Origin of the sequence: Mangrovimonas sp. ST2L15, from assembly GCF_001280515.1 — a bacterium.
In the GTDB taxonomy this organism is placed as follows: Bacteria; Bacteroidota; Bacteroidia; order Flavobacteriales; family Flavobacteriaceae; genus Mangrovimonas; species Mangrovimonas futianensis.
This window is the reverse complement of record NZ_LBIQ01000019.1, coordinates 61,514-84,194: the sequence shown is the minus strand read 5'-3', so window position 1 is coordinate 84,194 and position 22,681 is coordinate 61,514. Positions and strand designations below refer to the sequence as shown.

Genomic DNA, 22,681 nt, shown 5'->3' with positions numbered 1-22,681 from the left:
TACTATAGCTTTAACATGTCTTTCAATGTCCAGTCCTTTTTATTTTGTAGTATGGTTGTCGTTTTAAGGAAAATAAGAGCTGTGAGAAGTGCGTCACCTGCTGCCGTATGTCGATCTGAAACGTCTAATAAATACTTATCGGCAATGTGATCTAAGGAAAGGGTTTCATTTTGGTTGAAATTGGTTCTTATTTTGGTTTCTCTGTAAAGATTGACGGTATCTAGAACTTTGTTCTTTAATTTGGGAAATCCATGTCTTTGTAGCATGTTATTAATCATTGTGACATCAAATTTGGCATGATGTGCTACAATAATCGCATTTCCCAAATAATCTAAAAATCGTTCGATGGCTTCAATTTCTGTAAGCGTTGAGATTCTTTCATTTTTTATGATTCCGTGTATAGGGACCGTTTTCTCGTTAAAGCGCTCCTGCTGTATATAAACTTCAAATGAGTTGGCAACTTGGATTTCATAGCTTATGATATCTACGGCACCAATGCACAAAACCCGATCAATATGGTAATCAAATCCGGTTGTTTCAGTATCTAACACTACAAAACGAGCCGATTTTAAGGTCAGATTCTCATCGTCCTTAAAGGAATCTTCATAATGGTTCCAGAATTCCGGTAGACTTAATCTTTTTGTATTTTTTTTAAACCAATCAAACATTAGAGAAGCGTGCTTACATTGAACCTTACTTTTATAAATTCTTGAACCTGAGCAATGGTTTTAAAACAGCGTTTTAATTTCATTTTTTCCTCTTTGGTCAGATGTTCCAATTCAATAAATCGACCATTGTCATTATTTTGTAACCCGTGTTTGGTTCTGAATTTTGAAATGGCTTTAAAGGCATAGGAGCACCCCAAATAAAGTTCCTCATTCTCTGGGAAGATTTCGGCTAACTTTTCAAAGCGCTCAGCGGTATTATTTATATTTTTGACTTGAAATTTCAAGGTTAGTAATCTTCCCGCGTCCACTATGGGCATTAATGCTCGTTTTTTCAAATCAAATTGATCTTTATGCTCACCATTAGATTCCACCAAAAATTGCCTAAAGAAGCCTAAAGGGGAGGCGTTGCTAAGCGCATTTGCCGCGAGTTTGGATAGGAAAATGGTATTATCTTTTACAATATGAAGTACATGATCTGCCAATTCGTTTGTTAGTCTAGAATCGCCATAACTAATGTCAAAATCAAAAAAGATATTACATAAAAGCAGCTCGTCGTTGCCGGTATTGGTAGTCCAATGTTTAAACTGGTCTTTCCATTCATCCAAGCTTAGACACCATCGAGGGTTTTTGGCCATCATATCGGCAGGACAGTAGTCAAAACCAATGGTGTTGAGTCTCTTATTTATTTTTTTTGCCAGTTTTAAAAAATAGGCTCGAGTTTCTTCCAGTTTTTCAGGGGGAACATTTTCAAAAACTATGGCATTATCTTGATCGGTATGCAGTAATTGCTCTTTTCTTCCTTGGCTTCCTAGTGACATCCAAGCAAAATTGACTGGCGGATCTTCTTTCATCTTCACCAAGCAGCGTTCGACGACTCTTTTTACAGTGGCATCATTAAGTTCAAAAATAATCTTGCTGGTATGGGTAAGCGGGATATTTTGCATGATATAGCCCTTAAGAAGCACCATGATTTTTTCTCTAATTCGTTTGAGATCCTTAGTGGTATTGCTTCTTTTAATGGCTTTCATCAACACAGAAGGGTTGGTCCCTTTCATGACAATGAGGTCGTGTTCTGAAGCCAAACCAATTATTCGGCTATTGGGTGTCCCATCTTGTGTGATGCACAAATGCCCAATTTTATGTTTTAACATGGTTATTTGGGCTTGGGCGATGGTAATGTTTTTGGGATAACACAACACCGGACTGCTCATGATTTTGGTGACTTGCTCGTTGATGGAATGAAGCCCAGTGGCCACTTTATTCCGTAGATCTTTATCTGTCACAATCCCTATTGGAATTTTATCTTCCAAATCAGCTATAATAATAGAACCAATGTTTTTTTCACTCATTGTCTTGGCAATGGTTCTTATTTTGGAGCTTGGTTCGGCAAGAATAATCTTTTTAATATAGTTGACAGGTTGTAATTCAAAGTGGTTATCCGTTGGATTTAAAATGATTTCAGCATCAGAAAAGAACTGAACGTGATGTTCTTTGGTAAACGGATTTTCGGTATTTGAAGCGAAGCTTTCAATCAAATAATTTCCTATGTTCTTGTTTTTGGAAGCCATTGGTTGAAAAATGTCAATGGGAATACCATATAAAATGCATTCTTCGGCGGTTACAGCGGTAATGGCATAGTTCTCATGAGCAAACAAGGGTCTTAAACCAAAAACATCACCTTCATCAAATTTATCGATCACTTCCTCTTTGTCTTGATCCATTTTTTTCATGAGGGAAACCGCTCCTTTATGGATGATGTAAAAACGATCTTGTGGCGGATCATGTTCTTTATATATGGTTTCGCCTTTTTCTAAATAGATAATTTTTACCTGTTGCGAAATTTCTTGAAGTTGGGGTTTTCTTAATAGGTCGAAAGGAGGAAAGCGCTTTATAAAGTCAGCAATCCGTTCAGCAATAGTATTCTTCATGGTATCAAGAAGTATTTATCTATGCTAATTTAAGCAATCCTAGGCTATTAAGAAATGGATTAGGTGTTTTTAAAAAAAGAACCTTCTTGATGAATTTTAATCGCTTTTAAGGATAAGAATAGACCAAGGATTAAAGAGGCAAAAGCACCAATCCAAATTCCTGGAATAAAGTGGATGAAAAGGAAAAAATCATAGGCGCCATGAAAAATAATGGCTCCTAATAAGCCAATTAAGTTCCATTTAATTCTATTTTTTGAAAATTTAGCTCGCCCCATAAAGAAGCCCATGATTACGGCGAAGGTGGCATGAGCTGGAATTGCTGTGAAAGCTCTCAGGAGGGCCACTTCATATCCGCCTTCTAAAACATACAGGATATTTTCAGTAGCGGCAAAGCCCATGGAAACCATAACGGCATAGACAATACCGTCAAATGGCTCATTAAATTCTGATCGACGTTGGGAATAATATCTTACAATGATATACTTACTGAATTCCTCGGTAAGTCCTACTATAAAAAAGGCCTTTATAAATTGTTGAAGTACCGTGTCTTTGTTTATGGGAAGTATATAATCAAAAATCACATACAGAACGGTAGTAATAAAAATACTCAGAAAAGCACCAAATAGAAATGTATAAAACATTAAACGCCTAGGCTCCTTTTCATGCTTGTCTTTGGCATAAATATAGACGATAATAGCCACCACAGGGGCTAATGCAGCTAGTATCAAATTTAAAATACTCAAGAGTTGGCTGTTTCCTGTTTAATAGCTTGAAGTACTTTTTGGTAATAAGCTCTATTAGTGGGCACAAAATGATCATTAGTCCCGCTTTCTTTAAGAAGCGATTCAAATTCATCAAAAGTAACCAATTTTAAAGCTTCTACTTCTTCAATTTGCGGAGTTAAATCTTGAAGTTTTGCGTTTAATTTGGCTATAAAAGTGTGATGAAATTCATTATCCTTTATACCATTATCATACGCTTGAAAGCATTCAAAAACACCAATTTTTTTTAGGTCACTTTCATGGAGATTCAACCCAAGTTCTTCTTTAGTTTCCCGCACAGCTCCTTCGGTGAGTGTTTCACCCGCGTCTACATGGCCTGCTACAGAAACGTCCCACATACCTGGACAAATAACTTTTTGCACAGACCTTTGTTGTAGTAAAATTTCATGATTTTCATTGTATAACCATACATGTGCCGTGTTGTGGTAAAAACCTTTGGCATGGATTTCAGATTTTAGGGCTTTTTTACCAGTAGGCTTGCCATCTTGGGTAACAATATCTATGAATTCGTCTGTCATAAAAAAAAAGCCGCTTTAGCATTCTGAAAATGTAAAGCGGACTTGTTAATATTTAATCAAAGTAACTAAAAGATTCGCCATCCTTTATTTTCAAAAGGCTTTCATAAATCAATCGGATAACATTTTCTACATCCTCTTTATGTACCATTTCTACCGTAGTATGCATATACCTTAATGGCAATGAAATTAGGGCAGAAGCAACTCCGCCATTACTATATGCAAAGGCATCTGTGTCTGTTCCGGTTGCTCTTGAAAGGGCAGAACGTTGAAAAGGAATTTTATTTTCTTCAGCAGTATCAGTAATTAGATCACGTAATTTTTGCTGAACAGCAGGAGCATAGGCTACCACTGGGCCAAGACCCAACTCCAAATGACCTTCTTTTTTCTTTTCAATCATTGGGGTGGTGGTGTCATGGGTTACATCTGTAACAATTGCCACATTGGGTTTAATCGTTTGGGTAATCATTTCAGCACCACGTAGACCAATTTCCTCTTGTACTGAATTGGTAATGTATAAACCAAAAGGTAATTTCTTTTTATTTTCATGAAGTAATCTAGCAACTTCAGCAATCATAAAACCACCCATACGGTTGTCAAGGGCTCTACAAACAAATTTGTCACCATTTAAGATATGAAATTCATCAGGATAGGTGATAACGCAACCTACGTGAACACCCATTTTTTCCACCTCTGCTTTATCTTTGGCTCCTACATCAATAAAGATGTTTTCTAGGCTAGGAGTTTGTTCTTTTGATTTATCCCTAGTATGAATAGCAGGCCAACCAAAAACACCTTTTACAATGCCTTTTTTGGTGTGAATATTTACGATTTTACTTGGGGCAATTTGGTGATCACTTCCGCCATTTCTTATGACATAGATAAGACCATTGTCTGTGATGTAATTGACATACCAAGAAATTTCATCAGCATGACCTTCAATCACGACTTTGTATTTAGCATCTGGATTAATGACACCAACAGCGGTGCCGTAAGTATCAGTAATAAACGTATCCACATAGGGTTTTACGTATTCCATCCACAGTTTTTGTCCGTCCCATTCATAGCCAGTAGGAGCGGCATTATTTAAGTATTTTTCAAGAAAATCTAATGATTTTTTATTGAGAACTTGCTTCTTTGCCATACGGTTTTAAGTTTTGCACTAAAATAATAATATTATAAGATTTTTAAGGGGATTGGAAGAGTAAATTCTTAATTTTACCTATGTTTGGAACGGTTTTAGATAAACCTTCAGTTATGAAAAAATGGCCCCTAATTTGTTTGTTTTTACCAATATGGTTACACGCCCAAGAACTTTCTGATGATAAGGATTCTGAGGAGGTAGAATACATTATTATTCAGGGGGATTCCATTCCTAGAACAGCCATAGATTTGGAGGAAGTTCTTTTACTTCAAAAATTGAAATTTGATAGTAGGGAAGACAGACGGGCTTATTTGATACTTAGAAGAAAAACCATAAAGGTCTATCCATATGCCAAAATGGCTTCTGAAAGGTTACAAACACTCAATGAACGCTTGGAAATGATGACTTCCAAAAAGGACAAGAGAAAGTATACCAAGCTTATTCAAAAATATCTCGAGGAGGAATTTACCGAAGAATTAAAAAACCTTACCCGTACAGAAGGTCAAATTTTAGTAAAGCTAATTCATCGGCAAACAGGAGAAACGACGTTTGAGTTGGTAAAGAGTTTGCGAAGTGGTTGGAGAGCCTTTTGGTATAACAGCACAGCCAATTTGTTTAGTATTTCTTTGAAGGAAGAGTTTAATCCTGTAGATAGTAAAGAAGACTACTATATTGAGGATATTTTGCAACGTAGTTTTCAAAATGGGGTGTTAGAATATCAAGAGTCTGCTTTGGATTTTGATTATTTTGAACTAACAAATAAATGGGTTAAAAAGGCGACCAAATAAGCATGCGTATCCAATCTCCATTAGAAGAAAAGTTCAATGCCTATACTCATGGAATAGGAGCTTTACTGGGAATAGTCGGTTTGATATTGCTCATAGTTTTTGATAACCACAAAACAGAATATAGTTTGTTTAGTGTGATTGTTTATGGCATCACCCTCATTGTTTTATTTTCTTCATCAACTTTGTATCATGCCGTTCAGCATGAATCCAAAAAGCATTATTATCGCATTTTAGACCATATAAGTATCTACCTTTTGATTGCAGGTACTTATACGCCCATTTGTTTGATTACTTTGGAAACGAGTAAAGGCTGGACTCTTTTTATCATAGAATGGATCATAGTGGCTCTCGGGAGCATCTTAAAAATCTTCTTCACTGGAAAGTATGAAGCGATTTCACTCATTTTATATTTAGTTATGGGGTGGCTTGTTGTATTGGACTATGGTTTTTTATCGGAGGCTCTAAGCTATAATGGATTATTGCTTTTATTTTCAGGAGGTCTGTTTTATACCGTTGGAATCGTGTTTTATGCCATAGAGAAAATACCATACAACCATGTGATTTGGCATTTGTTTGTTCTGGGTGGGGCTATAAGCCATTACTTCATGATATTGTTATACGCGATTTAAGGTTTTATCACGTCTTTATACTCTTCAAAAAAGGCTTCAAACAAAGTCATTTTTTCATTGAAAAATTCCATCACCTGTTGCCAAGTATTTTTATTGTGAATCGAAACTTTAGCTTCCAGAGGAACATAAATCCGAGATATTTCTTTTCCGTTTTCAAGATAAAAGACCTCTTCATATATGGCATCGGGTAGATAATCTTCTGTTAAGATACTCTTTAGAGCGACTAGTTTCTCCCAGCATTCAATTCGGTTTTCCAAATCATCTTCCAAATCCAGGGAAACAAATGCTGATTTGGTATCAAAATAGAATTTAAAACTCAATCCTTTAATTTTGGTATTGTACAAAATCCATTTTCTAGGGAAGGACTTTCCAAAACTGGTCCAAAAGGTTTCTCTTAAATATCTGGATTCTTCTTTACTGAACATTACACAAAATAAGCTATAGCAAATCCAAAGATAATGGATAACAATTTAGTAAGATTAAAAGAATGGCCTTGATTGCTTTCAAACAAAATAGTCGTTGAGATATGAAGGAAGATACCAATCACTAGGGCATTAATATAATTGATGGCTCCAAGAGGAATCAAACCACTATATGATACAAGGGTTCCAAGAGGTGTCATGACGGCAAAAACACTTAGAAAAATAATAATTTGGAAACGACTGTATTCTGCATGCAACAAAAAGGTTGTAATCAACATGGCGATAGGTATTTTATGGATAAATACCCCATAGACCATGGTTTCATGATGGTGAATGGGAAAGCCTTCCAAAAAGCTATGCAAACACAAACTTAAAAAGAGCATCCATGGAAATTGGTGATGATCACCATGTAGGTGGATATGTCCATGTTCGGCACCTTTTGAGAAAAATTCTAAAATGATCTGAATCAAAATCCCTCCCATAATACAAGTTCCTACCACGACCTTATCTAAATGCTCATAAACCTCGGGTAACAAGTTGAACAAAGTGACAGCCAATAAAAAGGCACCACTAAAAGACAACAATAATTTTGAGAATGTTGTTTTTTTATGATTGGTAGCCAATACAATACCTACGCCCATAAAAACGGCCAAAATGGGTAAAAAATATTCTATCATTTAAATATCATGATTAGTCGTTCAGAGCTAGCTTCATAGTACTTTCTTAGTTTATAATCACCAAAAACATCCAATAAATAACAACCAGCTTCTTCAAATAGGGCTTCAAAATCCTTTAGTGTAAGGGCCTTGACGCGTTCCTGGAAATGGTAGTTCTTATTTTCAAATTCAAATTCAATGTCTTTGAAAATATGTCCGTCCTTGACATATCTTTTTAGATAAAAATCAATACCATTAACCGTTTTTTTGTCTTCAGTAATTAAATGATTTGCAACAAAAGAAACATTCATGAAATCAATCACACCAAAACCATAGTCGTTTAAATCTTGCTTGATGGCTTTGATGGTTTTAAGATTGTCCTCTTCCTGATCAAAATACCCAAAGCTTGTAAATAAATTAAAAACAGCATCAAATTTTTTAGGATAAGGGTCACACATATCATGAACTTCAAACTTCAAAGAGTCCGTTTCAAACTGTTTGGCATAAGCAATACTTTTTTCAGATAAGTCAATTCCCGTTACTTGATATCCTAAATTATTCAAATACACTGAATGCCTTCCACGTCCGCAGGCCAAATCCAAAATATCTGCTTGCTCCGGTAAATTAAGGTATCCGGTAAGATTATCCATAAAAAGCTGAGCCTCATGATGATCCCTATCTTTATAGAGTATGTGGTAGAATGGGGTGTCAAACCAAGAAGCGTACCATTGTTGTGTATGTTCTGCCATAGTATAATGGGGTTTTCAAAATTCTAAAGAATTTTGAATCAGGCTTTCACAAGTCGCTTTTTTAGGCAGAAATTCCGCCAAAAAAAAGCTCCAACAAGTGTTCAATCCTTAACCCGACTAAAAAAGATTAACTAAGCCACAAAAATATGGTATTTTTGCTAGCAATTAAAAACCCAATATGGATAATAATTTTAAAATGGTGGCCAAAACCTTATTTGGTTTTGAAGATTTACTAGCCAAAGAGTTACTGCAGTTAGGAGCGATGGATATTGAGAAGGGTGTGAGGAATGTAAGCTTTGTAGGGGACAAGGGCTTTATGTATAAGGCGAACTTGGCGCTTAGAACCGCTATCAAAATATTAAAACCCCTAAAGACATTTCACATAAGAAGTGAACAGGATCTTTATGATGCGGTATATAAAATGCCCTGGGAACGCTATTTAAAGCCGACGGGAACTTTGGCTATTGATGCAACAGTACACTCTAAAGTTTTTACGCATTCCAAATTTATAGCGCTTAAAACCAAAGATGCTATTGTGGATCGATTTAGAAACCAATCTGGGGATAGACCCAATATCGATTTAAGATTCCCTGATTTAAAAATTAATGTTCATATTGACAGAAACCTTTGTACCATTTCTTTAGATTCTTCCGGGGAATCGTTACATAGAAGAGGATATAAAACAGCTACTAACATTGCACCCATCAATGAAGTTTTGGCTGCTGGACTGATTATGATGTCTGGTTGGGATGGACAATCCAATTTTATGGACCCCATGTGTGGAAGTGGAACCATGTTGGCAGAAGCGGCTATGATTGCTTGTAACATTCCCCCAAATTTAATGCGTAAGGAATTTGCTTTTGAACGTTGGCAGGATTGGGATGTTGATTTGTTTGAAATGATTGAAGAGTCCTTATTAAAGAAAACAAGAGATTTTCACCATAAAATGATTGGGTATGATAAATCGCCTTCAGCAGTTAGAAAGGCTATCGATAATATTAAAAATGCCCATCTGGATGAGTTTATAACCATTGAACACCAAGATTTTTTCAAAACTGAAAAACCTATGGATGGAAAACTTCATATGGTTTTTAATCCGCCTTATGGAGAACGTTTGGATATCGACATGGAAAATTTCTACAAGAATATTGGTGATACCCTTAAACAAAGTTATCCTGGTACAGAAGCTTGGTTCATAACCTCCAACTTAGATGCTTTAAAACATGTTGGGTTAAGACCATCAAGAAAGATTAAGGTTTTTAATGCCAAACTGGAGTCGAAATTGGTGAAATATGAAATCTACGAGGGCAGTAAAAAGGCAAAATACCAAGATTAATCATTCTTTAAGTTAAAAGACTGCAATTCGGTTCTTAGTTGTAAATTATCATGGTAATTTGGCAATCCAGAATGGGAAGCTTGAGCATGTATCTCGACGCAAAATGTTCCCGATAATATACAACTATTCCTCTTCGGCTACTTTCTTTTTGTCTTTTTTAAAGAAAGGTATGAGATACGATACGTTGTACCCAAAACCAAACCCGAAGTTACTACTGTCATAAGTACGCTGATATCCCGGAATGTATAGGTTTTCAAAACCAGATGGCTCATCTTGGGTAACCAGATATTTGAATTGTACATTGACGCCCATATAGATGTTATTAAACACTTCTACTTTAAGTCCTGCAATAACTTCTCCCCAAATAGCAGAAAGTCCCTTGAACTCTTGTTCTTCATTATTGGTAAATTGAGGTTGCCAATATTGATCTGTGGAATACACCCCATAAGAATGTAGCGTTTGTCTAAATGAACTAGCTCCAACACGAAAGCCAAGGTAAATCATGTTTTCCATGCCATACCAATTCTCGTAGGCATTCCAGTCGGCTCCAGCTTTAAAATAGGTCCCTTGAGTCGTGACATCTAAATAATCATTGTCTTGGGTACGCTTGTCTTCAGCGCCTATTTCTCCTGCCAAGTACCATTTTCTGGTAAGTCGGTAATCTCCCATAACCTCAAAACCAGTGTAGTCATCCTCAACAAATGGTCTTATAAACTTGCTTACATCAACTCCCAATCGCAACCCATAAGTTTCTTTTATCTTAAGCGAATCAGATTTGGGCTCCTCGACAATCAAAACATTTCCTTGAACTTGTTGTCCGACTAGACTGTCATTTTGCGCAAACATTGAAAATGAAGCTAAAGCAATACAAAAAATATTAGTGATATATCTTAACATGAATGTCTTGTTCGTTTTCTATTGTCATATTGTCCTCGGCATATTGGATGGCTTGTATCCAGTTATCCCCATCGCTTACAGGGGTTACAGTCAAAAAGGCAAAATTGGTTTTATAGCCACAAGCCCTTGAAACATATTCTGTTTCTCTTTGGTAGGAAATAGTAATAATGTCTTCATTTCCCTCAATGAAATCATCACTAGGGTCATCAGGTGTATCATTATCATTTACCGAGTAATCCCTGATCAAACTATATTGCGTTTGATCCTCTGTGGTTTTCAAGGGAAGGTAAATTTCGTTTAGTGGACTACTTCCTGAATAGGTTGCCAAATAATCATCATTGCCAATACCTTGAACGCGCAACCCAACAACATTTTTTGGCGTATCGGAGTTGATCAAATCGATATCGTAAAAACCTATATAAAGCCTTGGAGTAGTTACTTTGCCTTCATCACAGATGTCATCTCGCTCGCAATTAGACGAAACCACCATCAAAAGAAGAAGTAAAAAGAGTTTTTTCATAGTTATTTTATTCGTTCTAAAAGTACGACATTTTCAACGTGATGTGTTTGAGGAAACATATCTACTGGTTGTACCTTGATCACTTTATAATCTTCAGCCATAAGAGCCAAATCTCTTGCCTGTGTAGCACTGTTGCAACTTACATACACGACGCGTTTGGGTGCTATTTTTAAAATTTGGGCAACCACATCTTTGTGCATCCCGTCTCTAGGAGGATCGGTTATGATGACATCAGGCTTGCCATGGGTTTTAAAAAATTGGGCGTTGAATACCTCCTTCATATCGCCAACAAAAAAGTCAACGTTTTCTATGCCGTTAAATTGTGCATTGGCTTTAGCTGCAGTTATAGCATCTGGTACCGCTTCAACACCAATAACTTTTTTAGCTTGTTTAGCTACAAACTGAGCAATAGTTCCGGTTCCTGTGTATAAATCATAAACCAATTCTTCTCCCGTTAGTTGTGCAAAGTCTCGGGTTACTTTATAAAGCTCGTAGGCCTGATTGGAATTGGTTTGGTAAAAGGATTTTGCATTAATTTTAAACCGTAGCCCTTCCATTTCCTCAAAAATATGATCTCTACCTTGGTAGCAAATGACTTTTTGATCGTAAAGGGTGTCGTTAGCTTTTTGGTTTATCACATAGAGCAATGATGTAATCTGTGGAAAGCTTGCTGCTATATGGTTTAGCAATGCTTCTCTTTGTTCTTTTTGGTCCTCAAAGAATTGAACAAGCACCATAATTTCTCCTATGGAAGAAGTTCTGATCATTAATGTTCTAAGCAGTCCGGTTTGGTTTCGAGTATTGAAAAATTCCAATCCATGCTCAGTTGCAAAGGATTTGATACTGTTTCTTATATCATTGGAGGGATCTTCTTGAAGCCAACATTTTTTGATATCCAAAATCTTGTCCCACATACCTGGGATATGAAAACCTAAAGCATTTTTATTGTCAAAATCCTTTTCAGAATTGATTTCTTTTTCAGTTAGCCAGCGACTATCACTGAATGAAAATTCCATTTTATTTCTATAAAAATAGACGTCCTTAGAGCCTAATATTTTGGTAGTTTCGGGTAATTCGAGATGACCGATTCTTTTGAGGTTGTTTTCCACCTCATTTTGTTTGAATTCCAGTTGGTATTGGTAATCCATGTTTTGCCATTTACAACCGCCACAAACACCAAAATGCTCACAAACGGGTTCGGTGCGTTTAGGCGAATATTTATGAAAATGGATGGCCTTACCCTCGTAATAGGCACGACGTTTTTTAAAAGTTTGGATGTCTACCACATCACCGGGAACCGCATTTGAAAGGAAAATCACCTTTCCGTCTGAAGCTTTAGCGACAGCCTTACCTTTGGCTCCTGCATCAATTACTTCAACTTCAGTAAATATGTGTCTTTTGTTTTTTCTGGCCATGGGGCAAAAATAGAATAATTGATAGGATTTTCTCTAAAAATCATTCAAGATTCCTTAATTTGCGAACCTCTTAGGGATGATTTCTCTCCCACGCTGAATTTTCGAAACTTCGAAGGAATAAAGGTAGAGAAGGAATGGTTATTTTTTTCATACTAAAATTTTATTAAAATGGCTGTTTTAGACCAATTGACTTCGCAACAAGCGATAGCATTAGAAGACCAATACGGCGCCCACAATTACCATCCGCTACCTGTAGTATTAAGTAGAGGAGAAGGGGTATATGTTTGGGACGTAGAAGGTAAAAAGTATTATGATTTTTTAAGTGCCTATTCGGCCGTAAATCAGGGGCATTGTCACCCACGTATTGTAGGAGCTTTAACCGAGCAAGCACAGAAGCTAACCTTAACTTCAAGGGCTTTCTATAATGACATGTTAGGACGTTATGAAGAGTTTGCTTGCAATTATTTCGGTTTTGATAAATTATTACCGATGAATACCGGTGCCGAAGCTGTTGAAACGGCCCTTAAAATATGTAGAAAATGGGCTTATGAGGTTAAGGGTATTGCTGAGAATGAAGCAGAAATTGTAGTTTGTAAAAACAATTTTCACGGACGTACCACAACGATTATATCCTTTTCAAACGACCCTGTAGCTAGAAAAAACTTTGGACCTTATACGGACGGATTTATCAAAATAGATTATGATAATCTGGAAGCACTAGAAGAAACTTTAAAGTCAAATCCTAAGGTTGCTGGATTTTTGGTAGAACCTATTCAAGGTGAAGCAGGCGTTTATGTACCATCAGAAGGTTATTTAAGTAAAGCTAAAGCTCTTTGTGAAGCATATGGTGTTTTGTTTATAGCTGATGAGGTGCAGACAGGAGTTGCCCGTACTGGGAAATTATTGGCTGTAAATCATGAGAATGTTACCCCAGATATCTTGATTTTGGGGAAAGCTATGAGCGGTGGTGTCTATCCTGTGAGTGCTGTTTTGGCTAATGATGACGTTATGAAAGTAATTAAGCCGGGAACTCACGGAAGTACTTTTGGAGGGAATCCTTTGGCTGCTGCTGTAGCCATGGCTGCCTTGGAAGTTGTTCAGGATGAACAATTGGCAGAGAATGCTGAACGCTTGGGTGATTTGTTCAGAAGTGAATTAGACAAATACATTCAAACCAGTCAAATTGTGAATTTGGTTAGAGGTAAAGGGTTGTTAAACGCAATTGTCATCAATGATGATGAGGAAAGCGAGACAGCATGGAACATTTGTTTGAAACTTCGTGATAACGGACTTCTGGCTAAACCTACCCATGGTAATATTATTCGTTTTGCACCTCCGTTAGTTATGACGGAAGAGCAATTATTGGATTGCGTTAGTATTATTATTGAAACTCTTAAAAAATTTGAATCTTAATTGAAAAGCGACCCTCGGGTCGCTTTTTTTAAAACTTTTTGGTGACTAAATGTTTGGGTTGAGATCCATCATTAACAATAACAAAATCGATGACACCTAAGATCAATTCTTCATTTGTGATCACTTCCACTTTCCATTCTCCTTCTTTTACATTGGCTTTGTAGGTATAACCTCTAAAGCCTTCATCACGCCCTCCTTGGATATCATATCCAATATCTTCTACAATTTCCCATTCCTCAGTTTTGGGATTGTACCACTTCCAGCGGTGGATAATATATTTTTCCAATTCGGTTGGTGCAAAAACAGATGAAAACACGTAAACTCGTTCACCCGGCCTATGAGCATAAGTCAAGCGGTGTTCTCGCCAAAAGATGTGTTGGGCTTTCCTTTTTTCGAATGTCACAAAATACTTATGGTCCTTATTTTCTATGTTGTGAGCTACAATTCCATGATTTAGGGCCAAAGGTACTGGTGGAATTAATTTAAAATAATAAAAGATATTGATGGTTATGTAAATCCCAAAAATTAACACCAATAATCTAGGTAGTTTGACTTCGGCGCGGGTGGTGGGACTAACTTTATAAATGAAAAGAATGAGAAATAAGGTGCATCCCAAACTCATGGCTCCCGAAATCAAAAAAACATTTGGATTCATCTCTTTGATAAACACGGGAACCATGAAGGTAAAGAATGTAAAGCTTATAAAGAAATAAACACTAAACTGTAAATTTTTATTGGAAATACGTTGCTTTAAAAACTCATTGGCAAATAGTAGAATGACTAATATAATAAAGAATGATGTCGTTTTTGATAGGGAGACACTTCTTGAAAAATAAATTACATAGGCACTAGAAAGCGCTCCAAAGAAAAATTGAATGGCCAAAGGTAAGTAGGTTTCAAAACGTTCTAAAAATGTACCTTTCCACTTGCCATCATCTGCAACGTTAAAAAGATAAAGTGTTATGCTCACCAAAGTCATATGGGAGCATAAAACAATCATATCATAAAGTCGGTCAATACGACCCAATGTAAGCGAGTCAAATATAAAACCACCTATAAAGAAAATGACGGGAGCTGATTTTTGGTGCCTTTGTATAAAACGACTGAACGCACTTCTTCGATACTTAACCAAAAATCTTTTCATATAGGGTATTTATGCAACTAAGATAAAGAAATGAATATGAAATAAAATTTAAAAAATGACTGGAATTATTTTTGGACTCTATGAATCTCTCTAAGATGTCAATTTGAAGTTTTCTATTCTTTTAAATTTAGTTTTTTTACCACTCTTGCTGGGTTACCTACAGCTAAAGAATCTGCGGGAATGTCTTTGGTTACGACAGAACCAGCACCTATAACCGAGCGGTCTCCAATTGTCACACCAGGACAAAGGGTTGCGTGCCCACCTATCCAACATTCTTCTCCTATGGTCACAGGGCTGCAATCTTCCCAAACTCTACGTTCTTTAATATCTAAAGGATGTCTTGCGGTATAAATATGAACTCCTGGGGCAATCAGTGTTTTTCTGCCTATGGTTACCCGTGCACCATCTAAAATAACCGCTCCAAAATTGATAAAAACACCTTCCTTAGCAAAAATGTTATCTCCATAATCGCAATAAAAAGGAGGTTCTAAATGAATGTTTTTAGCTGAGTTTGGACATAATTCATGAATGGTTTCTTGAAATCTATCGGTATAATATTCGGTGACATTCAGCTTGTGTAAAATCCTTTTTACCTTGGTTCTAATGCTAATCATTTCCTCACAATGTGCATCATATGGCTCACCAGCCATCATTTTTTCTTTCTCGGTTTTCATTTAAGACGTATTAAGTGTCCCTATAAATTTAAAACCTTTAGACTAAAAAAGATACTTGAAATAATTAAAAATTATTCTTTAACCGAAGGCATGTCTGTAAATGGTTCAATACCAAAAGAAGGGTATATTTCTTTCGGATAATAGAAAGTCCCACCTTTTGATACCATTGAAACAGTTTTAATGGCTTTAAGGTCTTCTACAGGATTACCGGGAACCAAAAAGAAGTCTGCCAAATATCCTGGTTTAATACTTCCCAGATTTTTATCACCCAGATATGCAGCCATGTCATAAGTTGCTAGTTTTAACAATTCGGCTGGTGTAAACCCTAACTGTTGGTATAATTCCAATTCCCGATGGAAAAAGAAAGAGCCACCCATGTCTGTTCCAGGTATTATTTGTATGCCTTTATCTTTCATAAGAGTAAGGGTCTCAATAATTTTTTTGAACGCCCCTTTATAAGCTTCATCATCCTCGCTGTTGGCAACTTCAGACCAAGCAACTTTATAGCTTCTTTGTTCTGCTGGAGGTAAATGAGATATAAAGTCAACGGTACCAGGAGAGATGGAACCATTTCTTCCCAGTAGTAAGGCTTCATGAATAGCCAAAGTAGGATCTATGGCTGTATTGTTTTTGATAAACAAGCCGATGGTTTCTCGCACTTGCTCACTGTTTAAATCAATTTGCGGAAATCGCTTCATAGCGGTGAGCCTGAGTAACGTTCGTGTGTCCTCATCTGGTTCTAAAACCCAACCTAACATGGTTTGGTTGATATGGGTCATTTCATCAAAACCTGCATTAAGCATAGCGTTGGCATTTGAGAACGCTGGGACGTGACCGCATACAAACATGTCATATTCATGGGCTTTTTTAACTAATTCTGGCGCCCAATCACCATTCATACTGTTGTATAATTTGATACCGTAAAACCCTTGGTTGTGATAGGTATCAATAGCCTCCAAGGCTTCTTCCAAAGAAGATACCAAAATTCCCCCATTACTATTATAAGGACTTTTACCTTCAATAAAACCCAATCTGTGAATTCTTGGTCCGGCCAATAATCCAGAATCAATTTTTACCATCAAATTTGTAAGAACGTCATTATGGTTTCCCATATCTCTAAAGGAAGTCACGCCTGCCAATAGGTTAAGAAGGCCTTGTCTTTCACCTGTGTGGGCATGCATGTCATACATACCGGGAATGAGGGTTCCACCATTACCATCTATAACAACTTCATTTTCCCTAACTGTATCAGGAGCATCAATACTCAAGATTTTGTCACCATCAACTACAACCGACACTAAATTGGATAAATTTAAAGTTTGCGGATCAAAAATCTTCACTTGTTTAATCCTAACCTTTTTAGGATAGTTATGGGCGTAAGATTTTTGTAAATCTGTAAACCGTTGGGCTTCGTAGGTTTCTGAAAGATCAATCATTTTTTGTGTGTAGTCCTCATAGCCTTTTTTAATGATGACCGTATGGGAAGAAATAGTAGCAAATAAATTTTGTTGGTCATCCATCACAAAATAACTTGGGTTCATGCTGTTTCCTGAAATGGAATAGGACGCCAATTTTAAGTGTGTGGTATCTCCTTCCAATTGAATGGGTTCTATTTTTTGGAGAGAAATTGTACCTTGGGGTAAGACAGGTGCTTTTTGATCTTTTTGACGTAATAGATGTCTTGCCATCAAAAGCATGGAGTAGGGGCTGCCATTTTGATTTGAATAGAATGGTGGAGAAGTCGTTTTCAAGCTATCTGAACCAGTGGCGTCTGTCCATCTGGCCCATTTATTTTCATACTCAAACTGCTCATTTACCTGATTGCCAAAGGTGGTATTACCTTCAATATGCCAAGAAAGAGGTAGGCCTTCGGTATTTAAAATAAGGGATTCTTTGAGAGAGGGTCCACGACCATTATTTTTATAGTCAAAATCAACATGGATGGTATCGCCCAAAGTCTCGGTTTTTAAATATCCAATTTTGGCGCCGTAATTTATGACGGAATAAGCTTCGTTTCCTTGATGGTTGGAAAGAGAGGTTATAGCATTTTGTTTTTCTTGTTGACAGGACAGGAGACTGATGCCTAGGAGCAGGGAAATATAAACTTGAATCTTCATAGATGGTTGGTTTTTAGGTTCTTGAAGATACGTAAAAATAATTTCCCTCTTTAAATAGTTTTAAATTGATTTGAAAACCATTGAAATCTAAATTTTTTGTTCATCAACCCATTTGCCAGTTTTTGGAGATTGGTATGAAGCCATGGTTTCAAGTAACATGTTGATTTCACTTTCAATTATCACCATAGATTTATTGTCTTCAGATAGAAAACCCTCTTGAGCCATGGTTTCTACATGGTTTATTAAGTGATTGTAATAGCCATTGGTATTTAAAATACCTAAAGGTTTTTGATGAAGTCCTAATTGGCCCCAAGTGAGCATTTCAAAGTATTCGTCCAAAGTTCCGAAACCTCCTGGCAAGACAATAACACCATCACATAAATCATTCATTTTCGATTTTCTTTGGTGCATAGTATCGGTTAAGATCAATTCTGAAATACCCTCATGAGCAATTTCTTTAGATCTCAAAAAATTTGGAATCACCCCAATGACTTCGCCGCTTTCAGAAAGCGCACCATCTGCAACGGCTCCCATTAATCCGATATGGGCACCACCATAGACTAAACCAATCCCTTTTTGGGCGAGGGTTTTACCTAATTGGAAGGCTTCTTGTTTATAAATGGCATCATTTCCTAAACTGGAACCACAAAATACAGACACTCGTTTCATGTTATTTACTTTTTCACGAAAGTTAGGAAATGACTATCAAATTGTTGAAATCCTTGGATTAAATTTTAGGATTATTTTCCATGGTATTCCATGTTTGGTAGAGGAGTATGATTCTTTAAATAAGTATCAAACCAACTTAAAACTTGTTCGTTGACTTCATCTCTATGTTCTGAGATACCGTGGTCACCTCCCTCAAACATAATCAATCTGTAGGGGATGCGATATTTTTCAAATTCTAAGGCAAGCATGAGGCTTTGTTCTGGCTTGACACGCCAATCGGCATTACCATGTAGCATTAAAATAGGGACTTCTTTAGAGAATTTGTCAGCCCACTTAACAGCTGATCGTTTTTCTAACTCGGCCTCTTTATTAGTTTTATAGTTTGGTATCAATTCAGCTAAAACTCCAGACTCCATGTCTGGTCTGTCCTTTATGGTGGAGAAGTTATTGGAAACAGCCCCTCCAACGGCTGCCGCCTTTATATTGTTCATTTTGGTAAGGGCTATGTAGGTCATCATACCACCTCGACTCCAGCCATACATGCCAATATTCTCAATATCGGCCCCTTCAACTTCTTTTAATACTTCGGGTAAAATGGTGATGTCGTTGACATCACTGCCGCCAAATTCTTCTTGTCCCTCGCTACCGCCGTTACCTCTGTACTGACTTGCAATGACCACGTAACCTTCCCTGGCGATTTGGCCTAATGTCATAATTCCATGTGCTAATACTAAAGAACCAAAATCCCTGTTTCCACCTCGATTATAGATTACACAAGGATAATTTCCTTGTTTTTTGGGCTTTACTAATAGGCCGTTTACTTTTAGACCGTCACTTAGGTAAGTAATACTATAAATATCAATACTATCAATGTATTTAAAAGCTTCTTTCCATTCTGTTTTTCCGTTGATGTTCTCGGTAAGCCTTGAATAAATAGGTGTTTGGGAGAAGTCAGAAATTAAGTTCTGTTTTAAGAGAAGATTGGTTTCCTGTGCCTGACAGGTTGTAAGTATCAATAAAAAAATTAAAGCGTTTAGGTATCTCATCCGTATATATTTTAAGGTTATGTCGTCAAGTAATTTATGGGAAGTCTGATAAATAATTGGAAAGACTTTGGTATGTAATTACTTACTTTAAAAATGAGACGATAAGTCCTACAATTTGTTACAATAGTTTTTTTTAGAAGTGGTCACACAAATAATAATAAAGCTAGTAGGTGAATTAAATTGAATTATAAATTAGCCATGGTTATCATGTCCAATTTAAAAAAATATAATTCGCTAAAAGGACTTTCCTATTTTTCAAAATATCCCTTGATACTTACTATAACAATTACGTTCTAGGGTTGGCATTGAACCAAAAAACGAATATCTTCACGGTTTTAAATTCAGTACATGGCAAAAAAAGTATTTGTATCAGGTTGTTTTGATATGTTGCATAGCGGACACATCGCTTTCTTTAAAGAGGCTGCTTCTTATGGAGATCTATATGTTGGTATCGGTTCAGATGCCACCGTTTTGGAACTTAAGGGCAGACATACTATTAATTCTGAACAAGAAAGAATGTATGTTATAGATGCCATCAAGCACGTCAAAAAAGTCTTTGTCAATAAAGGTTCAGGTATTTTGGATTTTGATGAGGATTTAAAGGACCTGCAACCAGATATTTTTGTGGTAAATGAAGATGGCTATTCACCTGCAAAAAAAGAGCTTTGTGATTCTTTAGGTATTGATTTTAAAGTTTTAAAGCGTATACCTGATGCCGGCTTACCAGAGCGTTCTACCACCGCCATTAGAACTGAGGGAAATTGTACGTTGCCTTACCGAATAGATTTGGCAGGCACATGGATCGATCAACCTTATGTCTCAAAATTTCACCCAGGATGGGCACTTACAATTTCACTGGAACCTACCATAGAATACAATGAGAGGTGCGGCATGTCAACCTCCACAAGAAATGCGGCCAAAAATATATGGCCATATTATCTTCCTTTGGAAAAACCAGAAAAGTTAGCTGAAATCCTGTTTAAGTTTGAGAATGATCCCGGGTCTTCCATCATATCAGGGGCTCAGGATGCAATTGGTATATGCATGCCTGGATTGGTTAGGCATTACTATGACAATGATTATTGGCCCAAGAAATTTCAATCCATTCACTCAGAATCTATTTTGTCTTGGTTGGAAGCTCACCTTTGCATGACCTTATTATGGCCGCGAGAAAAGGGATTAGATCTTCTGTCAGACACCTATATCAACGAAACCAATGTGAAGGCATTAGCACAGGCTGCAGATCAAGTTTGGGATGCCATATTAGCTCAAGATTTAGATAGGTTTGCTCAAGGATTTTTAGATTCCTTTAAAGCCCAAACTACGATGTTTCCTAACATGTTGAATGAACGTATCGAACAAGAGATTGCCAAGTATAAAGATCAAGCCTTAGCTTGGAAACTGGCCGGTGCGGGCGGTGGTGGGTATTTGATAATGGTATCTAAGGAACCCATACCCGGAACCATGCGAATCCATATCAGAAGGAAAGATTCCCACCTATAATACATTCTTTTTTAGAAGTTTCTTATGGTAAGCAGCATAAAGGGCTATAACTAAAAAACATATCAGAGGAACTACATATGAAAAAGACACATTTTTAAAATCTATTAATGAACCTTGCAGCGGTGTTAGTATAGCACCACCAAGGATGGCCATTATAAGACCAGAAGCTCCTACTTTGGTCTCTTCTTCGTTTAATTCTTCACAGCCCATTCCGAATATAGTAGGGAACATTAAAGACATGCAGGCTGAAATGGCAATTAATGAGATTGCACCTACCATGCCTCCAATTAGAATAACATTCAAACTGAGTAAAATAGCCACTATAGCCACTACAAACAAGAGTTTACTAGCAGCAATTTTATGCATTAACGAAGTGAAAATCCATCGAAATATACCAAAGCAAATCAAGGCAACGGTATGATATTGTAAGGTTAATTCCTGTGAAGCACCTATCTGTTCGGGTAGATAGAAATTAGTGTATGTCCAAACAGAAATCTGTGCCCCTACATAAAAAAATTGGGCCAATACGGCAAAGCGGTAATTACTTTTACGCAACAATTGACCAACCGTTTGCTTCATATTTAAAGCCGTTGTCGCTTTTTTTAAATCAGGCATTTTTGTAATAGCAATTAATACCCAAACCAATATGAGCACACTACCAACAATTAAATAAGGATAAATAATAACACCGAGTGTTTCTTTTATTTCATGAGCAGGGATGGCTAAATCTCCTTGGGTATTGGTAGGTAACTGGGCCATAATTAGAATTTGACACATAAACACACCTAAGATGGAACCCACAGGGTTGAAGGACTGGGCTAAATTCAATCGCTCTGTTGCTGTTTCTTTTGGGCCAAGAAGCAAAACAAAAGGGTTGGCATTTGTTTCTAAAATACCCAAACCACAGGCAAGAATGTAAAAGGATAGACAAAAGTAAAGGAAGTTTTGGGCGAGGGTAGCAGGATACAGTAAAAAGCACCCAGCGATGTAAAGACCTAAACCGACTAATACACCTATTTTAAAAGAATACCTCTTCGATATCAGTGCTCCTGGTATAGCCATACAAAAATAGCCAAAGTAAAATGTAAATTGAATTAAAGATGCTTGAAAGGTGCTTAGTTCGCCGAAGACATTTTTAAAGACCTTCACTAGCGGATCCGTAATGTTGTTTGCTAATCCCCATCCCATAAAACATAGGGCCAGAAGAAAAAATACGAATCTGTTTTTCTTGGGTAATATTGAGTGACTTATGTTAGTATTCATAGAATTAGAAGCAATCAGAAAGTGAAAAGATACGCTCCATTTTCTTCCACTTGTCTGAAGAGGAGTCCAGTCTTTGTTGGTAGGCATCCATAAGTAGTTCCCATTCTTTTTGCCCGGGCATATCACCTAGTTTAGACATTTGAACATCCCAATCAAACGAATCTTCCGTATCAACAATCATAAATAACCGGTTTTCCCATCTAAAGATTTCCATGTTTAAAATACCAATGGCCTTTATGCCTTTTGGAATGTCCATCGGAATGTTGTTAGTTTGATGCCAATCTTCATATTTCTGAATAAGTTCTAAGTCTGGTTTTAGGTCTAAGGTAAGACAATGTCTCATGAATGCTTTTATGATATATTCTTATTGGGAACTAATATAGGCAATTCAATGTCATATTTG

Annotated in this window: 23 protein-coding genes; 5 read left to right on the top strand and 18 right to left on the bottom strand. The window is 36.8% G+C overall.

Annotation, left to right across the window (positions count from 1 at the left end; all coding sequences use genetic code 11):
• Nucleotides 1-2 precede the first annotated feature (2 nt).
• Genes ZA07_RS02060 through ZA07_RS02040 form a run of 5 tightly spaced genes read right to left on the bottom strand, consistent with a single transcriptional unit; the run spans nt 3 to nt 5,037 of the window.
• Nucleotides 3-668, bottom strand: a complete 666-nt coding sequence (locus tag ZA07_RS02060; protein ID WP_053970071.1) for a PolC-type DNA polymerase III — start codon at nt 666-668, stop codon at nt 3-5.
• Nucleotides 668-2,596, bottom strand: coding sequence for a DUF294 nucleotidyltransferase-like domain-containing protein (locus ZA07_RS02055; RefSeq protein WP_053970070.1), 1,929 nt, complete (start codon nt 2,594-2,596; stop codon nt 668-670). The genes ZA07_RS02060 and ZA07_RS02055 overlap by 1 nt, the downstream gene beginning before the upstream one ends.
• Before the next feature lie 59 nt (nt 2,597-2,655).
• Entirely contained in the window at nt 2,656-3,339 is a 684-nt protein-coding gene (locus tag ZA07_RS02050; protein ID WP_231628612.1) for a PrsW family intramembrane metalloprotease, read from the bottom strand.
• Complete coding sequence (locus ZA07_RS02045) at nt 3,336-3,896, bottom strand: NUDIX domain-containing protein (RefSeq protein ID WP_053970069.1); 561 nt, start codon at nt 3,894-3,896, stop codon at nt 3,336-3,338. Before ZA07_RS02045 ends, ZA07_RS02050 begins: the two co-directional genes overlap by 4 nt.
• 52 nt (nt 3,897-3,948) lie before the next feature.
• The gene (locus ZA07_RS02040) at nt 3,949-5,037 is read right to left on the bottom strand and encodes a M42 family metallopeptidase (RefSeq protein ID WP_053970068.1); all 1,089 of its coding nucleotides are present in this window, start codon (nt 5,035-5,037) and stop codon (nt 3,949-3,951) included.
• 113 nt (nt 5,038-5,150) lie between these two features.
• On the opposite strand from ZA07_RS02040, the gene ZA07_RS02035 reads away from it, so the two are divergent.
• Nucleotides 5,151-5,825 (top strand): DUF4294 domain-containing protein, encoded by a 675-nt coding sequence (locus tag ZA07_RS02035; RefSeq protein ID WP_053970131.1) that lies wholly within the window; start codon nt 5,151-5,153, stop codon nt 5,823-5,825.
• Between the two features lie 2 nt (nt 5,826-5,827).
• Nucleotides 5,828-6,454, top strand: a complete 627-nt coding sequence (locus ZA07_RS02030; protein ID WP_053970067.1) for a hemolysin III family protein — start codon at nt 5,828-5,830, stop codon at nt 6,452-6,454.
• Here the strand turns inward: ZA07_RS02030 and ZA07_RS02025 are convergent.
• Genes ZA07_RS02025 through ZA07_RS02015 form a run of 3 tightly spaced genes read right to left on the bottom strand, consistent with a single transcriptional unit; the run spans nt 6,451 to nt 8,281 of the window.
• Nucleotides 6,451-6,879 carry a DUF4268 domain-containing protein gene (locus ZA07_RS02025; RefSeq protein ID WP_053970066.1) on the bottom strand — a complete coding sequence of 143 codons (429 nt, stop codon included), beginning with the start codon at nt 6,877-6,879 and terminating at the stop codon, nt 6,451-6,453. The two genes, ZA07_RS02030 and ZA07_RS02025, sit on opposite strands and share 4 nt — an antisense overlap.
• Entirely contained in the window at nt 6,879-7,553 is a 675-nt protein-coding gene (locus ZA07_RS02020) for a ZIP family metal transporter (RefSeq protein WP_053970065.1), read from the bottom strand. The genes ZA07_RS02025 and ZA07_RS02020 overlap by 1 nt, the downstream gene beginning before the upstream one ends.
• Complete coding sequence (locus tag ZA07_RS02015; RefSeq protein ID WP_053970064.1) at nt 7,550-8,281, bottom strand: bifunctional 2-polyprenyl-6-hydroxyphenol methylase/3-demethylubiquinol 3-O-methyltransferase UbiG; 732 nt, start codon at nt 8,279-8,281, stop codon at nt 7,550-7,552. The genes ZA07_RS02020 and ZA07_RS02015 overlap by 4 nt, the downstream gene beginning before the upstream one ends.
• Nucleotides 8,282-8,459: 178 nt before the next feature.
• On the opposite strand from ZA07_RS02015, the gene ZA07_RS02010 reads away from it, so the two are divergent.
• The gene (locus tag ZA07_RS02010; protein WP_053970063.1) at nt 8,460-9,617 is read left to right on the top strand and encodes a class I SAM-dependent RNA methyltransferase; all 1,158 of its coding nucleotides are present in this window, start codon (nt 8,460-8,462) and stop codon (nt 9,615-9,617) included.
• A 123-nt stretch (nt 9,618-9,740) separates the two neighbouring features.
• On the opposite strand, the gene ZA07_RS02005 is transcribed toward ZA07_RS02010, so the two are convergent.
• Genes ZA07_RS02005 through rlmD form a run of 3 tightly spaced genes read right to left on the bottom strand, consistent with a single transcriptional unit; the run spans nt 9,741 to nt 12,449 of the window.
• On the bottom strand, nt 9,741-10,514 hold the full coding sequence (locus tag ZA07_RS02005; protein ID WP_053970062.1) for a DUF6048 family protein: 774 nt from the start codon (nt 10,512-10,514) through the stop codon (nt 9,741-9,743).
• Nucleotides 10,495-11,034, bottom strand: a complete 540-nt coding sequence (locus tag ZA07_RS02000; RefSeq protein WP_053970061.1) for a DUF6452 family protein — start codon at nt 11,032-11,034, stop codon at nt 10,495-10,497. Before ZA07_RS02000 ends, ZA07_RS02005 begins: the two co-directional genes overlap by 20 nt.
• 2 nt (nt 11,035-11,036) lie before the next feature.
• On the bottom strand, nt 11,037-12,449 hold the full coding sequence (rlmD, locus tag ZA07_RS01995; RefSeq protein ID WP_053970060.1) for a 23S rRNA (uracil(1939)-C(5))-methyltransferase RlmD: 1,413 nt from the start codon (nt 12,447-12,449) through the stop codon (nt 11,037-11,039).
• A gap of 168 nt (nt 12,450-12,617) precedes the next feature.
• Between rlmD and rocD the strand changes: the two genes are divergently transcribed.
• Entirely contained in the window at nt 12,618-13,862 is a 1,245-nt protein-coding gene (gene rocD / locus ZA07_RS01990) for an ornithine--oxo-acid transaminase (RefSeq protein ID WP_053970059.1), read from the top strand.
• Nucleotides 13,863-13,890: 28 nt separating this feature from the next.
• Here rocD and ZA07_RS01985 read toward each other — a convergent pair whose 3' ends face one another.
• From ZA07_RS01985 to ZA07_RS01965, 5 genes are all read right to left on the bottom strand, one after another.
• The gene (locus ZA07_RS01985; protein WP_053970058.1) at nt 13,891-15,006 is read right to left on the bottom strand and encodes a DUF2914 domain-containing protein; all 1,116 of its coding nucleotides are present in this window, start codon (nt 15,004-15,006) and stop codon (nt 13,891-13,893) included.
• A gap of 113 nt (nt 15,007-15,119) precedes the next feature.
• Entirely contained in the window at nt 15,120-15,680 is a 561-nt protein-coding gene (locus ZA07_RS01980; protein ID WP_053970057.1) for a sugar O-acetyltransferase, read from the bottom strand.
• A 71-nt stretch (nt 15,681-15,751) separates the two neighbouring features.
• Entirely contained in the window at nt 15,752-17,797 is a 2,046-nt protein-coding gene (locus ZA07_RS01975) for an amidohydrolase family protein (protein WP_053970056.1), read from the bottom strand.
• 87 nt (nt 17,798-17,884) lie between these two features.
• Nucleotides 17,885-18,466, bottom strand: a complete 582-nt coding sequence (locus tag ZA07_RS01970) for a TIGR00730 family Rossman fold protein (RefSeq protein WP_053970055.1) — start codon at nt 18,464-18,466, stop codon at nt 17,885-17,887.
• Between the two features lie 71 nt (nt 18,467-18,537).
• Entirely contained in the window at nt 18,538-19,512 is a 975-nt protein-coding gene (locus tag ZA07_RS01965) for a S9 family peptidase (protein WP_082316489.1), read from the bottom strand.
• A gap of 348 nt (nt 19,513-19,860) precedes the next feature.
• Here ZA07_RS01965 and ZA07_RS01960 point away from each other — a divergent pair, with 348 nt between their 5' ends.
• Nucleotides 19,861-21,015, top strand: a complete 1,155-nt coding sequence (locus ZA07_RS01960) for an adenylyltransferase/cytidyltransferase family protein (RefSeq protein ID WP_053970053.1) — start codon at nt 19,861-19,863, stop codon at nt 21,013-21,015.
• On the opposite strand, the gene fucP is transcribed toward ZA07_RS01960, so the two are convergent.
• Both fucP and ZA07_RS01950 read right to left on the bottom strand, forming a co-directional pair.
• A complete protein-coding gene (fucP, locus tag ZA07_RS01955; protein ID WP_255349983.1) occupies nt 21,010-22,278 on the bottom strand; it encodes an L-fucose:H+ symporter permease in 1,269 nt (422 codons plus the stop codon). The genes ZA07_RS01960 and fucP overlap by 6 nt on opposite strands.
• Nucleotides 22,279-22,282: 4 nt before the next feature.
• On the bottom strand, nt 22,283-22,621 hold the full coding sequence (locus ZA07_RS01950; protein ID WP_053970051.1) for an L-rhamnose mutarotase: 339 nt from the start codon (nt 22,619-22,621) through the stop codon (nt 22,283-22,285).
• Nucleotides 22,622-22,681 lie beyond the last annotated feature (60 nt).

Coding starts and splice junctions, on each gene's coding strand:
- ZA07_RS02020 (WP_053970065.1), bottom strand. CDS start 7,553: ATGATAGAATATTTTTTACCCATTTTGGCCGTTTTTATGGGCGTAGGT.
- ZA07_RS02035 (WP_053970131.1), top strand. CDS start 5,151: ATGAAAAAATGGCCCCTAATTTGTTTGTTTTTACCAATATGGTTACAC.
- ZA07_RS01960 (WP_053970053.1), top strand. CDS start 19,861: ATGGCAAAAAAAGTATTTGTATCAGGTTGTTTTGATATGTTGCATAGC.
- ZA07_RS02015 (WP_053970064.1), bottom strand. CDS start 8,281: ATGGCAGAACATACACAACAATGGTACGCTTCTTGGTTTGACACCCCA.
- ZA07_RS02045 (WP_053970069.1), bottom strand. CDS start 3,896: ATGACAGACGAATTCATAGATATTGTTACCCAAGATGGCAAGCCTACT.
- ZA07_RS02010 (WP_053970063.1), top strand. CDS start 8,460: ATGGATAATAATTTTAAAATGGTGGCCAAAACCTTATTTGGTTTTGAA.
- ZA07_RS01980 (WP_053970057.1), bottom strand. CDS start 15,680: ATGAAAACCGAGAAAGAAAAAATGATGGCTGGTGAGCCATATGATGCA.
- ZA07_RS02005 (WP_053970062.1), bottom strand. CDS start 10,514: ATGTTAAGATATATCACTAATATTTTTTGTATTGCTTTAGCTTCATTT.
- ZA07_RS01975 (WP_053970056.1), bottom strand. CDS start 17,797: ATGAAGATTCAAGTTTATATTTCCCTGCTCCTAGGCATCAGTCTCCTG.
- ZA07_RS01970 (WP_053970055.1), bottom strand. CDS start 18,466: ATGAAACGAGTGTCTGTATTTTGTGGTTCCAGTTTAGGAAATGATGCC.
- ZA07_RS02060 (WP_053970071.1), bottom strand. CDS start 668: ATGTTTGATTGGTTTAAAAAAAATACAAAAAGATTAAGTCTACCGGAA.
- ZA07_RS01985 (WP_053970058.1), bottom strand. CDS start 15,006: ATGAAAAGATTTTTGGTTAAGTATCGAAGAAGTGCGTTCAGTCGTTTT.
- fucP (WP_255349983.1), bottom strand. CDS start 22,278: ATGAATACTAACATAAGTCACTCAATATTACCCAAGAAAAACAGATTC.
- ZA07_RS02055 (WP_053970070.1), bottom strand. CDS start 2,596: ATGAAGAATACTATTGCTGAACGGATTGCTGACTTTATAAAGCGCTTT.
- rlmD (WP_053970060.1), bottom strand. CDS start 12,449: ATGGCCAGAAAAAACAAAAGACACATATTTACTGAAGTTGAAGTAATT.
- ZA07_RS01965 (WP_082316489.1), bottom strand. CDS start 19,512: ATGAGATACCTAAACGCTTTAATTTTTTTATTGATACTTACAACCTGT.
- ZA07_RS02030 (WP_053970067.1), top strand. CDS start 5,828: ATGCGTATCCAATCTCCATTAGAAGAAAAGTTCAATGCCTATACTCAT.
- ZA07_RS02025 (WP_053970066.1), bottom strand. CDS start 6,879: ATGTTCAGTAAAGAAGAATCCAGATATTTAAGAGAAACCTTTTGGACC.
- ZA07_RS02040 (WP_053970068.1), bottom strand. CDS start 5,037: ATGGCAAAGAAGCAAGTTCTCAATAAAAAATCATTAGATTTTCTTGAA.
- rocD (WP_053970059.1), top strand. CDS start 12,618: ATGGCTGTTTTAGACCAATTGACTTCGCAACAAGCGATAGCATTAGAA.
- ZA07_RS02000 (WP_053970061.1), bottom strand. CDS start 11,034: ATGAAAAAACTCTTTTTACTTCTTCTTTTGATGGTGGTTTCGTCTAAT.
- ZA07_RS01950 (WP_053970051.1), bottom strand. CDS start 22,621: ATGAGACATTGTCTTACCTTAGACCTAAAACCAGACTTAGAACTTATT.